The sequence below is a fragment of the Ignavibacteriales bacterium genome, from assembly GCA_026390815.1.
GTDB lineage: Bacteria > Bacteroidota > Ignavibacteria > Ignavibacteriales > SURF-24 > JAPLFH01.
Window position 1 is genome coordinate 47,774 of the sequence record JAPLFH010000009.1, and the last position, 15,209, is coordinate 62,982.

13 protein-coding genes are annotated in these 15,209 nt (G+C 33.4%); 8 read left to right on the plus strand and 5 right to left on the minus strand.

The window, feature by feature from the left end; translation table 11 throughout:
* The first annotated feature begins 225 nt into the window (after window positions 1–225).
* The 6 genes from NTX22_03700 to NTX22_03725 all read left to right on the plus strand — a co-directional run bounded on the left by NTX22_03700 (window position 226) and on the right by NTX22_03725 (window position 10,651).
* Window positions 226–1,221: a response regulator gene (locus NTX22_03700; GenBank protein MCX6149612.1), complete on the plus strand. Its 996-nt coding sequence runs from the start codon at window positions 226–228 to the stop codon at window positions 1,219–1,221.
* Window positions 1,222–1,351: 130 nt separating this feature from the next.
* Window positions 1,352–1,870 (plus strand): NADH-quinone oxidoreductase subunit NuoE, encoded by a 519-nt coding sequence (gene nuoE / locus NTX22_03705; protein ID MCX6149613.1) that lies wholly within the window; start codon window positions 1,352–1,354, stop codon window positions 1,868–1,870.
* The gene (locus NTX22_03710) at window positions 1,857–3,620 is read left to right on the plus strand and encodes an NADH-quinone oxidoreductase subunit NuoF (protein ID MCX6149614.1); all 1,764 of its coding nucleotides are present in this window, start codon (window positions 1,857–1,859) and stop codon (window positions 3,618–3,620) included. Before nuoE ends, NTX22_03710 begins: the two co-directional genes overlap by 14 nt.
* Window positions 3,621–3,640: 20 nt before the next feature.
* Window positions 3,641–7,399: a molybdopterin-dependent oxidoreductase gene (locus NTX22_03715; protein ID MCX6149615.1), complete on the plus strand. Its 3,759-nt coding sequence runs from the start codon at window positions 3,641–3,643 to the stop codon at window positions 7,397–7,399.
* Between the two features lie 5 nt (window positions 7,400–7,404).
* A complete protein-coding gene (locus tag NTX22_03720; GenBank protein ID MCX6149616.1) occupies window positions 7,405–9,291 on the plus strand; it encodes an ATP-binding protein in 1,887 nt (628 codons plus the stop codon).
* Window positions 9,284–10,651: a sigma-54 dependent transcriptional regulator gene (locus NTX22_03725; GenBank protein ID MCX6149617.1), complete on the plus strand. Its 1,368-nt coding sequence runs from the start codon at window positions 9,284–9,286 to the stop codon at window positions 10,649–10,651. Before NTX22_03720 ends, NTX22_03725 begins: the two co-directional genes overlap by 8 nt.
* 170 nt (window positions 10,652–10,821) lie before the next feature.
* On the opposite strand, the gene NTX22_03730 is transcribed toward NTX22_03725, so the two are convergent.
* From NTX22_03730 to NTX22_03750, 5 genes are all read right to left on the minus strand, one after another.
* The gene (locus tag NTX22_03730) at window positions 10,822–11,253 is read right to left on the minus strand and encodes a VOC family protein (GenBank protein ID MCX6149618.1); all 432 of its coding nucleotides are present in this window, start codon (window positions 11,251–11,253) and stop codon (window positions 10,822–10,824) included.
* Between the two features lie 205 nt (window positions 11,254–11,458).
* Complete coding sequence (locus NTX22_03735) at window positions 11,459–11,971, minus strand: VOC family protein (protein MCX6149619.1); 513 nt, start codon at window positions 11,969–11,971, stop codon at window positions 11,459–11,461.
* 103 nt (window positions 11,972–12,074) lie between these two features.
* Complete coding sequence (locus NTX22_03740) at window positions 12,075–12,713, minus strand: dihydrofolate reductase family protein (protein MCX6149620.1); 639 nt, start codon at window positions 12,711–12,713, stop codon at window positions 12,075–12,077.
* Between the two features lie 41 nt (window positions 12,714–12,754).
* Entirely contained in the window at window positions 12,755–13,309 is a 555-nt protein-coding gene (locus tag NTX22_03745; GenBank protein ID MCX6149621.1) for a dihydrofolate reductase family protein, read from the minus strand.
* An 86-nt stretch (window positions 13,310–13,395) separates the two neighbouring features.
* Complete coding sequence (locus NTX22_03750; GenBank protein MCX6149622.1) at window positions 13,396–13,827, minus strand: SRPBCC domain-containing protein; 432 nt, start codon at window positions 13,825–13,827, stop codon at window positions 13,396–13,398.
* Window positions 13,828–14,071: 244 nt separating this feature from the next.
* On the opposite strand from NTX22_03750, the gene NTX22_03755 reads away from it, so the two are divergent.
* Together NTX22_03755 and NTX22_03760 are read left to right on the plus strand one after the other, a co-directional pair.
* Window positions 14,072–14,809 (plus strand): DJ-1/PfpI family protein, encoded by a 738-nt coding sequence (locus NTX22_03755; GenBank protein ID MCX6149623.1) that lies wholly within the window; start codon window positions 14,072–14,074, stop codon window positions 14,807–14,809.
* Complete coding sequence (locus NTX22_03760) at window positions 14,797–15,060, plus strand: helix-turn-helix domain-containing protein (protein MCX6149624.1); 264 nt, start codon at window positions 14,797–14,799, stop codon at window positions 15,058–15,060. Before NTX22_03755 ends, NTX22_03760 begins: the two co-directional genes overlap by 13 nt.
* Window positions 15,061–15,209 lie beyond the last annotated feature (149 nt).

Below are 15,209 nucleotides of genomic sequence, written 5' to 3' on the forward strand. Positions count from 1 at the left end.
CATTTTAGTTGCGATGTGTTGTTATCAAACTGTAAAAAAAACTGACGATGACTATCGTACCTTTTTGTAACGCTTTACCAAAACTGTGTAAAATCTTTTAACGATCTTCAAAAAATATCATCAAACAATATTCAAATTATCAACTGAATTTAAGACAATTTAGTTGGTCCGATCCTTGCCTATATAGCTGCAAAGAAATGAAATTAATATTAAGGAGAATGCAAGATGCAAAAAAGAATTTTACTCGTTGATGATGAATCCGCATTAAGAAGATCCCTTTCATTAAGCCTTAACCAATCCGGTTATGATGTTGAACCGTGTGAAAACGGAATGACAGCCTTGAATAAACTAAACCTTTACAAAAAGAATGATGTAAATCTTGATGTTGTAGTTCTGGATATCGAATTACCAGATATTAACGGAAAGAAGCTTGGTAGAATAATTAAATCAAAATACCCGGACACAACAATGTTCTATATTACCGGGTATGCAGATAAATTAGATATTAATGAGATTGAAGATCTTAAAGCAGATGGTTTATTGGAAAAACCTTTTTCTGGTGATGAACTAACAGCAGAAATCCAAAGGATCTTGGCTTCAAAACCTCAGATTGAAGAAGTAAAGAAAACAGATAAAGATGATGTTAAAACTGTTTCCGCTTATGCACTTATTAAAATTGAAAAGCAAGCCGACTTCTTTAATCTTTATAAAAAATTATATTTTATGGAAAATGTTCTCTACTGCGATGCTACCAGAGGAGATATTGATATTTTCATGCTTCTTCAATCAGATTCACTTGAAGAATGCGAGGCAATTTTCCAGAATGTTATTAAGAATTTTGAGGGAATTAAAGAAGCCGAATTCTTACCCATTGGAACTCCTGTTCTAAATGACAACATAAGAGATATAATTAATTCAGCTGGTATTTCAATGTTCGAAGATATGCCGGGCATGAATAAAGTTCGTGATAATAAAAAATCGGTTTGTTCATATGTTCTTGTTGATGTAGATAGAGAAAAATTGGAAGATGTTTATCCAGTGCTACGATTAACAGAGAATGTCCTTTATTGCGATTATATATCCGGGAAGTACAATTTAGTGTTGATGGTTCACGGCACTCAGTTTAGCGAGATAGATAAAATTATTGAAAATAAAATTATAGGACTTGATGGAGTTCTGAAAGTAAAAGAATATCCAATCATTAATATTTTTGAAATGTAATTTTGAAAAATAATTTTTCAGAATGACCAGATTATAAATTAAATTTGGGGCAAGTATTTCCAAAACCCTGATGTTTTCTTAGGGAATGCTTGTCCCTGTTTTCTTTTTAAAATTTACAAGGTGATAAGTTATGACAGAAATAAACATCTTAGAAGAAAAAAAAGAAATTCTAAATTTTAAAATTGATCTTATCAACAAACGGCATCAGGATGGTTCACTAATCACGCTTCTCCAATCTGCACAAGATTCCTACGGTTACGTTCCCGAAAAAGTTATTCATTATATAAGCGAACTTGTTAGAATTCCTGCTTCAGAAATTTACGGCGTAATTACTTTCTATTCGCAGTTCAGATTGAAACCGATGGGAAAAAACTTGATCAGGATTTGCGAAGGAACAGCCTGCCATGTTAATGGAGCCAAAACTGTTTTATCAGTTCTTCAGGATGAGTTAGGAATTACCGTAGGTGAAACCAGTGAAGATGGTTTATTTACGTTATTGTCAGTTGCTTGCCTGGGATGCTGTTCTTTAGCGCCAGTTATGATGGTAAATGAAACAACTTGTGGAAATCTTACTACTGAAAAAATTAAACGAACAATCAAAGAATGCAAATACAAAGAGAAATCCAGAGTAGAGTATGAAAAAAATTAAAGTTGGACTTGGTACCTGCGGAATTTCTGCCGGTGGTGAACATGTTTTTAATAAAGTAAAACAGGAAATAGAAGACAAAAATCTTGATGTGGAATTAAGTGAAACCGGTTGTATGGGTATGTGTTATGAAGAAGCATTGGTAGAAATTGAGGATGATGTAGATAAATATTTATATTCAAAAGTTTCTGTTGATAAAGTTGGCAGAATTATAAACGAACACATTATCAATAACCAGCCGGTAAATGAATGGATAATACGAAGTAGGGATTATTCAAAAGAAGAATCATTCCTTAAAAAGCAAACCAGAATTGTTTTAAGAAACTGTGGTGAAATAAATCCTTCATCAATTGATGATTACATTTCCAGGCAAGGCTACGATGCAATCCAAAAAGTGTTGAATCATCATTCAAAAACTGAAGTAATTGATATAATTATTAAATCGGGTTTACGTGGACGAGGCGGTGGAGGCTTTTCTACCGGATTAAAATGGAAATTAACTAACCAGGTAAACTCGGATAAGAAATACATAATCTGTAATGCCGATGAAGGAGATCCCGGAGCATTTATGGATCGAAGTGTTCTCGAAGGCGATCCACATTCGGTAATTGAAGGAATGATGATTGCCGCTTATGCAATCGGTGCCGATGAAGCGTATATCTATGCCCGCGCTGAATATCCTCTTGCAATTAAAAGATTAAAGACCGCATTACGCCAATGTAAGGAAAAAGGTTTTTTAGGAAAAAATATTTTTGGTTCAGTTTTCAATCTTGAAGTAAAAATAAAAGAAGGAGCTGGTGCTTTTGTATGTGGTGAGGAAACTGCTTTAATGGCTTCAGTAGAAGGGAAAAGAGGTGTTCCCAAACTTCGCCCACCATTTCCATCCCAAAGCGGGTTATGGGGTAAACCAACTAACATCAACAATGTTGAAACTTACGCTAATGTACCATGGATAATTTTAAATGGCTGGGAATCATTTGCATCGTTAGGAACAGAAAAAAGCAAAGGAACAAAAGTCTTTGCCCTGGCTGGTAAAATAAAAAGAAGCGGATTAGTTGAAGTGCCAATGGGAATGACAATAAATGAAATTATCTTTGATATTGGCGGCGGAATTAAGAACAATGGAAAATTTAAAGCCGTACAAATGGGTGGTCCTTCAGGTGGATGTATTCCCGCAAGTATGGGCGATCTTAAAATCGATTATGATGAAATAACCAGGACCGGCGCGATAATGGGTTCCGGAGGTTTAATTGTTCTTGATGATACAACCTGTATGGTTGATCTGGCAAGATACTTTCTGAATTTTACTCAAATGGAATCGTGCGGCAAATGTACATTCTGCCGTATCGGAACAAAGAGAATGCTGGAAATATTAGAAAGAATTACCGAAGGATTTGGCAAAGAATCGGACTTAAATCTTTTGGAAAATTTAGCTTTTAATATTAAACAAGCAAGTCTGTGCGGACTCGGTCAAACAGCTCCCAACCCGGTTCTTACAACCATCAAATATTTCAGAAAGGAATATGAAGATCATATCTTTAATAAAAAATGTACTGCTCACAATTGCGCTTCGCTTATAACCTATCAAATAGATGAAATTCTTTGCAAGGGATGCGGAGTATGCATAAAAGCTTGTCAATCAAATGCTATTACAGGAAGTAAAAAAGCAGTTCATTATATAAATGATAGTTTATGTATTAAATGTGGCAAATGTTTCGATGTCTGTCGGTTAGATGCTGTTCTAAAAAATTAATTATTGAACGGAATTCAATTATGGAAAATGTTAAACTAATTATTAACGGTAAAGAAGTTGAAACTACTCCGGATAAAACTATTCTTGAAGCAGTTCATGAAAATAGATTGGATATCATTCCAACTTTATGTGACGATAAAAGATTAGAACATTATACATCATGTTTTATGTGCGTGGTTGAAGTTGAAGGAATGAATAAGTTGGTTCCATCCTGTTCTACAAAAGTTGGCAATGGGATGAAGATAAAGACTAACAGCGAAAAGGTATTCAAATCAAGGAAAACTGCGCTTGAACTTTTAATGTCTAATCATTATGCTGATTGCATTGGTCCTTGCAAAAATAATTGCCCGGCTGGAGTTGATGTTCAGACTTACATTGCATTTATATCAATGGGAAAATACAAAGAAGCACTGAAATTAGTGAAAGAAAATAATCCGCTTCCTCTATCAATTTGCAGAGTATGCGTCCGTGATTGTGAAGTTGATTGCCGCCGAAATTATATTGATGAACCTGTTGCAGTGAATGCATTAAAAAGATTTATTGCGGATCTGGATGCGCAGAATAAATGGATACCAGAATTAAAGTCAAAGAAAAATAAGAAAGTTGCCGTTGTTGGAAGTGGTCCCGCAGGATTAACTTGCGCTTACTATTTAACGCTTGAAGGATATGAAGTTAAAATTTTTGAAAAGCTACCGGAGTTAGGAGGAATGCTACGCTATGGTATTCCGGAATACAGATTACCTAAAAAAGTATTGGATGATGAAATTAAATGGATTCTCGATTTAGGAGTCGATGTTAAAACAGGAGCTGCGTTGGGAGTTGATTTCAGTTTAGAAGAATTGAAGGAGCAAGGATTTGAATCTATATTTATAGCAGTTGGAGCACACAAAGCCACTAAGCTTGGTCTGGATGGAGAAGAAAAAATTGAAGGTGTATTCCGTGGAATTGATTTTCTCCGCGAGATTGAATTAAATCATATTCCAAAATTTGAAGGAACAGTAATAGTAGTTGGCGGTGGTAATACTGCAATTGATGCTGCAAGATCAGCCTTAAGATGCGGCGCTGACGAAGTAAAAATTGTTTATCGAAGAAGTATAAACGAAATGCCAGCGCATCATGAAGAAATTGAAGCGGCAATGAAAGAAGGGATTGATATTTTATTCCTAACAAATCCAAAATCTCTTGTTACAGAAAATAATAAGCTAACGGGAATTGAATGCTTAAAAATGTGCCTGGAAGAACCTAAACCGGGTGAAAGACCCCGACCAGTACCGGTTGAAGGTTCTGAATTTATTATCGAATGCAATTTTGTAATAAGCGCTATTGGTCAGGCAGTTGATATTTCATTTTCAAAAAAAGAAAAAGATCTTAATCTGGAAAAGTGGGGCACTGTATCAGTTAACAAAGATACTCTTGAAACATCTGTTGCCGGTGTTTTTGCCGGAGGTGATGCTGTAACAGGACCATTTACAGCCATCAGCTCAATTGCTCAAGGCAAGAAGGCTGCGTTGGCAATTATAAATTATTGTGAAATTGGTGAAGTAAAAAAAACGGCAAGTAAATTCTATAGTTTTAAACACAAATTAGGTAAACTTTCCGAAAGAGAATTTGAATCTTATAAAAAACAAGCTAGAGAAAGAACAGTTGAAGTGGAAGTTGCAGATAGGATCAACAATTTTAACGAAGTTGATTTGGGAATTACAGAAACACAATCAATACTCGAGACAAAAAGATGTTTGGAATGCGGTTGCTCGGAATATTCAGATTGCCAGTTGCGAAAATATTGCGATGAATATCAAATAAATATTTCTGAATTTATTGGTGAAACCCGTAAGTATATGGTGGATGGCAGGCATCCATTCATTCTTCTCGATCCAAATAAATGTATAAATTGTGGGAAATGCGTTCGAACTTGTTCGGAAATATTAAAGGTTTCAGCTCTCGGTTTTGTTTATCGGGGATTTAAATCCATTGTTAAACCAGCTATGGAAAAAGCCTTGACAGAAACAAATTGCATAGGATGCGGTAATTGTATTGATGTCTGTCCAACTGGAGCAATCGCTGAAAAATATCCGTTTAAAATACTGGGTACATTACCAAAAGAAAAAATAGAAACTATATGCGGATTCTGTTCGGTTGGGTGTAAAGTAAACTACAAAAAAATTTCCAACGATATTTTCTTTATTTCCAATGACACAGAAGAAATTAAAGACACACATAACAAAGGATATCTTTGCACCAAGGGAAGATTCGGTCATCGATATTTATTGCAAAAGAACAGAATATTTAATCCAATAATTAAAAGGAATGGATTATCACATCACGTTAGTGAAGATGAAGCAATAATTTATATTGAAAGAAAATTAAAACAGTTGATTGAAGAGTATGGCAAGGAATCAATCGCGATAGTGGCTTCACCAAAACTTTCCAACGAAGAACTTTATCTATTGCAAAAATTCTCAAGAGTCGGATTAGGTAACAACAATATTGGTAGTTTTTCAAATCTGCTTTATGGTTTAGAGTTGGATAGTCTTGACGAATCATTCGGTTTCACATCTTCAACAATAAGTATGGATAAGCTGGATAAAGCTGATGTGATTGTTGTACTCAATTCAAACTTATCTGAAGAAAATCTTGTAATGGAACTGAAAATAAAAGCAGCTCAGAAGAAAGGAGCAAAGCTGGTTTTGATCAATTCTTCCGAAATCAAATTAGCTAAGTATGCTGACTTGTGGATTGATAGTAAGAAAGGTACCAGTACTTTATTATTGAACGCACTAATGAAATTCTGTATCGAATCAAATTCTATAAATGATGAATTCATAAACCATAGGATTAATAATTTTCAAGAGTTCAATTCAAAATTAAATGAAGTAACTACAGATGAGGCAATTAGACAAGCCGGTGTAGATGTGGATAGATTCAAAACTTTTGTTGAATTGTTACAAAATCCAAACTCAAACATCGTATTTATTTATAATATTGATTCAACAAGTGATAAATCTGTTAATGATCTTAAAGCGGTTGGTAACTATTTACTATTATCCGGCAGAATCGGAAAAGAAAATAATGGTTTGATTATTTTAAGAGAATTAAACAACTCGGCTGGGTTATTTGATATGGGGGTTACGCCAGAATATTTACCGGGATTAGTAAAGTTTGACGACGAAAAGGCGATAGAAAAAATTGCAAAAATGTGGAATGCTGATTTAAAAAACATTTTCCAACCAATTGATTTATTAAAAAAATTAAAGCGAGGTGAAATAAAAGGATTATTAGTCTTTGGCGAAGATCCATTGTTTGTAAAGAACAACATAAAGTATTTGAGCGGAATTGAATTTCTTGTTGTTAGCAGTTCTTTCTTTTCAAGCACTACTGAAGAAGCGGATGTAATATTGCCAGCATCAACATTAATTGAACAGGAAGGAACTTATACTCGTTGTGATAATACAATTCAAAAAGCCAACAAGATAATTGATGGACCAAACGAATCTGAGAACTGGGAGATAATTCAAAAATTGGCTTCAAAGTTTGAAAATCGATTTAATTATAATTCAGTTGAGCAAATCTTTAATGAAATTAAAGAAGTAAACCGATTTTATAATTATTCTGATATTGATAAATCGTGGCAAACCGGATTTTTCTCTAATTGGTTTAATGAAAACAAATTATCCTTTTCTATTTATGATATTGACTTTTCAACATTTGACCCAATTAAACCCACTATACATTATCAAGAGAATTACTATTTTAGTAGCATTAAAAAACTATTAGTATAGCAAAAATGAAACGCTTCAATAATTTTAGTTTAATTAGCGGATTAATTGAAAATGTTATCATCTTCAATTCCAATCTTTCTGTAATTTATCAAGGCAGCATAATTAAAAAATTGCTGGATGAAAATGAAATAAATATTGAAGAATTTAATCGCACATCTATTACCAAAAACAACGAACTGGTTTTACTAAAAAATAATATTGAAAAAGTAATTACAACTAGTGAACCACTTTCTTTCAAATTCATCAGACTAAAAGAGGATTTCCTGTTAATACCTTCCAGCAAAGGACAAAGTTTGGAAATTATTTTTGGATTAAAGAACAAGATTTACAAGATTACAAAAATTGAACATGATCTTAAAGAACGGGTTAAGGAACTTCAATGTCTTTACAACATAAGTAAAGAACTTGAAGCAGAGAAAACGCTTCTTGAAGAGTTGGAAGATTGTGCTTTGCAAATTCAGCAAGGTTTTCAATTCCCCCAGGAAACAATTGTAAATATTGAAGTAAATAAAAACATTTACGGTAATTCTGATTGGAATCCGAAAGATGTTAACGATATGCTAGCCTGCGATATAAAATTGAAAAATGAAAAAAGGGGAGAGATAAGAATTTATTTCAAGCATAAATTCGGTTACTTGAATGAAGAACAACATTTAATAGAGGAAATTTCCGGGAAAATATCCAGGGCTATTGAGAAAGATGAAAAGGAAAAAAATCTTGAGAAGCAGCAGAAAATATTAAAAGCAAAAAATGATATTCTGTTAAAACTAACTGATGATTGCAACAGCAGCAGGCAAAAACTCAGAACTTTTTTTAAGGCAATTACGGACAAAATTGTTGTAGTGGATAATGATTTTAATATTATTATGTCGAATAAGGATGAAATTGGTGATTCTGGAAAATGTTTTAACAAACTTTTTAATCTGCAAGAAAGATGCAAGGAATGTCCCGCAGTAAATACATTCAAAACAGCACAAAATACTTATCGCGAATGGGAGGAGACCGATAAATACACAGCTTTAAGAACATATCCCATCTTTGGAAAAGAAGGAAATGTTGACAGGGTATTGGAAGTTTGCCGCGATATTACAACTCAGAAAAAAATGGAAGCTCAACTTCTGCAATCGTATAAATTAGCTTCGCTTGGTAAATTGGTAGCTGGTGTTGCTCACGAAATCAATAATCCAAATACATTTATACTTGGTAATTTAAAAATTGTACAGGAATCTTTTACAGATTTATTCCCAATTTTAGATGAATATAATAAGAATCATTCTGATTTAAAAATTGCCAGATTAAACTATGATGTTTTTAAAGAGAATATTTCTGTGCTTGTAAATGATATGATAGATGGAGCAAATAGAACAAAAAAGATTGTGGCAGATCTGAGAAATTTTGCTAAAAAAGATAATGGAAGTTTAATTGACGAAATTGATTTGAATTATATTATCAAAAATAATCTTACACTTACACGAAAGCATATTAAAAAATATGCACAGTTAGATGTGGCACTAAACGAAAACATTCCTTTGTTTAAAGGTAGTATTTTTAAGCTGGAACAAGTTTTATTGAACCTGATTATGAATGCTTCAGAAGCCATTGAACATAGTGAAGGAGTAATAAAAATTGCAACAGATTTTGATGTTAGCAATAACGAAATAATTCTTATTGTTAGCGATAATGGTTGTGGAATGGATGAAAACACGGTAAAAAATATTTTTGATCCTTTCTATACAACCAAACGAAACAAGGGTGGCACTGGATTGGGTCTTTCAATTACATATGGAATTATTAAAGATCATGGTGGTAAGATTGAAGTAGAATCAAAAATAAATGAAGGGACTAAGTTCATAATCCGAATACCAGCAAAAGCAAGTGAATCGTATGTATAAAATTTTATTAATTGATGATAACCAGGCTGTACTTAACTTCCTTAGAATACTGTTACTTCAGAAAGAACAATATGAAATAAAAACACTCCAGGATTCTACTAAAGCATATGAATTGTTAGAGAAAGAAAAATTTGATGTAATGCTTCTCGATATGGATATGCCAGATGTTAGTGGATTGGATATTCTAAAATTTATTAAAATAAATAATATTGATATAACCACAATTGTACTTACCGGTGTTGAAGATATTGATCTTGCAATTTCTGCAATGAAGTTGAGCACTTACGATTACATGCTTAAACCCGTAGATGAAAATAAATTAATTGAAACAATTGACACAGCTATCAAACAAAAACAATTTTTCAAGAAAGATTCAGAAGTTGATCAATTGGCGATTCTTGACGGATTTAAGTACAAAGATGTTTTTAAGAATATTATTACAAATGATGAAAAAATGTTCAAGATTTTTCACTTTGTGGAAAAATTTGCGCAGACAGATAACAGCGTTCTAATATGGGGAGAAAGCGGTTCCGGTAAAGAATTAATTGCTGAGGCTATTCACGCAATAAGTTACAGAAGGGATAAAAAATTTGTAGCAGTAAATGCAGGAACATTTGCGCAGGAATTATTTTCAAGTGAATTCTTTGGGTATGAGAAAGGCGCGTTTACAGGTGCCTCAAAAGATAAAGTAGGCTTTCTTGAAGATGCAAATGGAGGGACGTTATTCCTTGATGAAATTGGAGAATTATCATTACCAATCCAGGTTAAATTACTGCGCGTTTTGCAGGAAGAAGAATTTTACAGATTAGGCTCAACAAAAAATATTAAAGTTGATGTTAGAATAATTGCAGCAACTAATAAAAATCTTTTTGAAGAAATAAAAAAAGGGAATTTCAGAAAAGACTTATTCTTCCGATTAAATATTAACTCAATAAATCTTCCTCCGTTGCGGGAAAGAAAAGTTGATATTGAGATATTAGCGAATTATTTTCTGTTAAAGTTTAACAAAAAGTACAACAAGAATGTATTAAGAATATCCGACCCAGTGATTAATTGCTTGAAAAGTTATCCCTTTCCAGGTAACGTTCGGGAATTGATGAATATAATTAATAGCGCAATAATTGTTGAACCAACAGCTGAGCTGCGAAAAAAATCACTGCCCAATTATTTTTTAGAAAACAACGGTTCATATGGAGATTTTGATGATGGGATTATTCCTATTACCTTAGAAGAAATTGAAAAAAAACATATTTATAAAGTGATGGAATTTACTAATAACAATAAGACAAAAGCTGCTGAAATTTTAGGTATCTCGAGAGTAAACCTTATAGCTAAAATTAAAAAATATCAACTGGAATAAATTGATTTTATTCTTGAGTCCACTCTAAAAAGTTCATTCCCGTGAAAACCCGCTTGCAGCAGGCAAGCGGGAATCCAACAACCTTTATAAATGCATTAGAATCACACCTACTGCTGGCAGGTACGTGGGAATGACAATTTGAGTATTGCGGCTTTCTTAAGGAAACTCATTTATTTTTGTTGATTATTGTCGTGACTAACCATCCACTGAATACCAAACTTATCATTGAGCATTCCAAAGTAGGAACCCCAAAAAACTTTTTCTAAATGCATTAGTACTTTCCCACCTTTCGAAAGTTTGTTAAATATATTATCTACTTCAGCTTCGCTTTCAGTTTCAACTGAAAGAGAGAAATTATTCCCAACAGACAACTTATGTCCCATAGATTCCAGAGCATCAGTTGCCATAAGAGTGTTTCCTTTTCCTATCGGTAAAGCTACGTGCATGATTTTGTCTAGTTCATTCACCGGAACCCTTCCCGCTTCCGGTGTATCTTTGAAGCGTTGCAGAGTTTTAAATTCTCCACCAAATACTGATTTATAAAAATTAAATGCTTCTTCTGTGTTACCACCGAAGTTTAAATATGGATTAATATTCGGCATTATTATTTCTCCTTAGATTATTGATTTGTTTATGTTTATTAAATTAATATTTACAAAATTTATTAAAACGTATATCAGTTTATGTTTGGTAAATAACAAATGAACGAAACAGATTTTGAAAGTTTCAGTTTTTGATTATTGTTTAAATTGGTAAAGATGCTTGGACCTTTTCCAATTGATGACCACAATTAAAAGAAGCATATGCCTATTTAATTTCTTCTACAGGTTCTTTTTGTTCATATGCCTGCTTCAAGGATTTGATATCAATTTTTTTCATTTGAAGCATTGCCTCCATAACTCGTTTAGATTTTCCAGCATCTTTATCGCTTAATAATTTACCCAGAATGGAAGGAACGATCTGCCATGACAAACCAAATTTGTCTTTAAGCCATCCGCATTGTTGAGCTTTTTCATCTCCGCCTTTAGAAAGTTTTGCCCAATAATAATCAACTTCTTCCTGCGTTTCGCAATTCACAACGAAAGAAATAGCTTCTGTAAATTTGAAGTGAGGACCGCCATTTAGAGCTATAAATTCTTGTCCTTCAAGTTGGAATGTTGCTGCCATTACCGATCCTTTCGGTCTTCCTGATGCTGCTGCTCCAGCTTCATCATACCGGGAAACACTTCCGATTTTTGAGTTTTTGAAAATGGTAGTATAATAATTAATTGCTTCTTCAGCATTATTATCAAACCACAGAAATGGGGTTATCTTTTGCATAGTTTTTAGTCCTTTCAATTATTATTAAGATTTATTATTACATTAATATCATTCTACATTGCTACTAGAATTAACCAGGTCCAAAAGTTAAAACAACAACTCTCTACGGAAAGGTACTTGTTTGCAACAGTTTCAGGCTGGTTGTTTCTTTGAACAAAGGTAATCCGCCGGTTAGAAACAGGGGATGTAGAATCAATTTAAACTCATCTATTAGTCCGTACTTAGAAAGTGAATGGATAAATGATGCACCACCATGCACCAGTATTTCTTTGCCAGGCTCTTGCTTAAGCTGCGCAATTCCTTTTACTAAATCGCCATTGTAAACTTGTGTATCTTTCCAATCCGCTTGCTTCATGGATTTAGAATAAACGACTTTCGGAATCTCATTCATCGGTGGTGCAAACGCTTCGTTTGAAGCGGGCCAATATGCAGCCATCTCATCGTACAAATTGCAACCCATAATATGTGTTCCTGCCTGCCACAATAGATCGACTTCCCACGATTTCAACTCATCATCATAAGTATGAAAGATCCAGCTAAGATCGCCGTCTGCAGCCCGAATATAACCATCAAGTGAAACGCGTAATGGTGGTTTAGAATTAATTATTGATGCAAGCACTGGAAGCCAGGTTGATGCAGGTGCGGGTTCATCATCAACAATATTGTAAATTCCTTTAGAACCATTTTCTATGGATAATACTGTTGCCATGATGCCGGTAGCGCCTGCTAAAAAAATTGTCATATATATTTCCTATAAACTGATTTAAGAATTATTAGTTCTTTCTATCTCAATTCATTCTGGTAATGTAGAACAACTACACCCGAACCAAATGTCCTGGTCTCCAACAGTTTCAGATTCATCCTACTCTTTATATCTTTAAATAATGGCGTTCCTGTTCCCAATACAATCGGCTGAACCACAAACCAATATTCATCAATCATTCCCAGTTGCATAAAAGTTGATGCGATGCTGAGACCTCCTACTGAAAGACTTTTACCAGGTTGCTGCTTCATTCTTAAGACTTCTTCTATCATATCTTTCTTGACTAATCTTGTATTACTCCAATCAACCTTTTCGAGAGTTTTGGAAAAAACAATCTTGGATATACTATTAATTCCGTCAGCAAACTTAATCATGCTCTTTGTACTTATAGGATCTTCCGGAGCATTGGGCCAGAAGCTTTGTAGTAGTTGATAAGTTTTACGTCCCAACAAAACAGTGTCCACTTCATCAAATAGATTAGAGTAAAAATCATGCAATTCATAATCAGCTATCACGGCTGTATGATCTGCAAAACCATCGATAGTTACATTTATAGAAAAAATTAATTTTCTCATTTTATCTTCCGTTCACATATTCGACTTTAAATAAATCAAGTACCTATTATTTAATATAGCATTGGGAAAGTGTTTCAGTGATAAATCTATTTTTCTAAAAATTCTTTTAATCTGTTTCCAATTAAAAAACTCCAGCCGTTCATGCAGCTTTCCCTGGTAAAGTCCGGGTTATCCTGTGGAAAACTTTCTATTCCATTGTGTGTTAGTTTCAATTTAGTCTGTTTACTAATTGGATATAACTCAAAGGATACAAATGAATCGCCGGGGTAGTCTTGGTACTTCCAGTTATATGTTATTCTTTTCTCGGGCTCAACTTCAGTTACTTTCCATAAGTGCCAATAATAAATATTGCCATTCCGAACATTAAATTTAGTTTCAAACCCTACTTCAGCTTTAAATGATTCAATAGTATCGAAGTACCATTGTTTCATTTGGTTATGGTTTGTAAGTGCATTCCAAACTTCTATAATAGGAGCATTATAAACTTGTTCTACAATAATTGGATTATTATTTATCATTATATATTTCCTTTTGTTTTTGAATTATACTTCAAGTATCCTACAAATCTTTTCTTTACCATAACGACAATGTTTGTTTAACCTTCAACAAAATCTAAGAAGTATTGAGCTTTGTTTTATTATAAATATATTGTCGATAAATTAAAAGTCAAGGGTGTAATTACGGCAATATAAGGGGTTGACTGCGACAACAATTTTATTTACAATTATATAAACAACACGTTAACAATAATTGAAGGTATATATGAAACATGTTTCAATTCTAATTCCCATTGGACATACAAGCTTAGTAAATATTGAAGGAACCCACCAGATACTTTCAGAAGTAAACGGGTTGTTTACACAAATGGGAAAACCTCCACTGTTTACTGTGCAGTTGGTAGGACTAACAAAAGAAACCACACAAACAAACGGATTATTTACTGTAAATCCTGATGCATTAATCGAAGATGTAACCAAGACTGACTTGATAATTATTCCTGCGATACATGGTGATAGACAAAAAGCACTTGAGCTAAACAAAAAATTTATTCCCTGGATAATAAATCATTATAAAAGTGGTACTGAGGTTGCAAGTTTTTGTATTGGTTCTTTTTTCCTCGCGGCTACTGGTTTGTTAAAAGGTAAGCAATGTACAACACATTGGAGATTTACAAATGAATTCAGGAATATGTTTCCTGATGTTAATCTGCTAGATGATAAAATAATGACTGAAGAGAATGGAATTTATACTAGCGGCGGTGCATATTCTTATTTGAACCTGCTATTGTACCTGATAGAAAAACATGCCGGCAGGGATATAGCAATTTTAATTTCAAAAGCTTTTATGATAGATATTGATAGGAAAAGCCAATCACCTTTTATTATTTTCGCAGGACAGAAAGATCATGAAGATGAGCTGGTAAAAAAAGCACAAGAATTTATTGAAAGCAATTTCCAAAATAAAATTACTGTTGATCAGCTGCATCAATGCTTGCTTTGAGCAGGAGAAATCTTGAGCGCAGGTTTAAGAAAGCGACCTCAAATACTCTGATTGAATACTTGCAACGTGTAAAAATAGAAGCTGCAAAGTACAGCCTGGAATCATCGCGTGAAAATGTGAATGAAGTGATGTATAAAGTAGGTTATTCAGACACAAAAGCATTCCGGACCACATTTAAAAAAATTACTGGATTATCACCGGTTCAATACCGTAAAAAATATAACCACGAAGCTTTATACACAAGTGAATAATATTTAGGAATGTAATTGAGGAATATATTTAGATGAAATGGAAATTTATTAAAAACTTATTGTGCGAAAATCTACTACAAAAAGTATTTACATTCTTCAGTTCAACAAATTTCTAAATTCTGACTTCTGTTTTCTGAATTCTATCTTCT

Excerpts from the sequence above, each read along its gene's own strand:
- NTX22_03700 (MCX6149612.1), top strand. The coding sequence starts at position 226 with ATGCAAAAAAGAATTTTACTCGTTGATGATGAATCCGCATTAAGAAGA.
- nuoE (MCX6149613.1), top strand. The coding sequence starts at position 1,352 with ATGACAGAAATAAACATCTTAGAAGAAAAAAAAGAAATTCTAAATTTT.
- NTX22_03710 (MCX6149614.1), top strand. The coding sequence starts at position 1,857 with ATGAAAAAAATTAAAGTTGGACTTGGTACCTGCGGAATTTCTGCCGGT.
- NTX22_03715 (MCX6149615.1), top strand. The coding sequence starts at position 3,641 with ATGGAAAATGTTAAACTAATTATTAACGGTAAAGAAGTTGAAACTACT.
- NTX22_03720 (MCX6149616.1), top strand. The coding sequence starts at position 7,405 with ATGAAACGCTTCAATAATTTTAGTTTAATTAGCGGATTAATTGAAAAT.
- NTX22_03725 (MCX6149617.1), top strand. The coding sequence starts at position 9,284 with ATGTATAAAATTTTATTAATTGATGATAACCAGGCTGTACTTAACTTC.
- NTX22_03730 (MCX6149618.1), bottom strand. The coding sequence starts at position 11,253 with ATGCCGAATATTAATCCATATTTAAACTTCGGTGGTAACACAGAAGAA.
- NTX22_03735 (MCX6149619.1), bottom strand. The coding sequence starts at position 11,971 with ATGCAAAAGATAACCCCATTTCTGTGGTTTGATAATAATGCTGAAGAA.
- NTX22_03740 (MCX6149620.1), bottom strand. The coding sequence starts at position 12,713 with ATGACAATTTTTTTAGCAGGCGCTACCGGCATCATGGCAACAGTATTA.
- NTX22_03745 (MCX6149621.1), bottom strand. The coding sequence starts at position 13,309 with ATGAGAAAATTAATTTTTTCTATAAATGTAACTATCGATGGTTTTGCA.
- NTX22_03750 (MCX6149622.1), bottom strand. The coding sequence starts at position 13,827 with ATGATAAATAATAATCCAATTATTGTAGAACAAGTTTATAATGCTCCT.
- NTX22_03755 (MCX6149623.1), top strand. The coding sequence starts at position 14,072 with ATGAAACATGTTTCAATTCTAATTCCCATTGGACATACAAGCTTAGTA.
- NTX22_03760 (MCX6149624.1), top strand. The coding sequence starts at position 14,797 with ATGCTTGCTTTGAGCAGGAGAAATCTTGAGCGCAGGTTTAAGAAAGCG.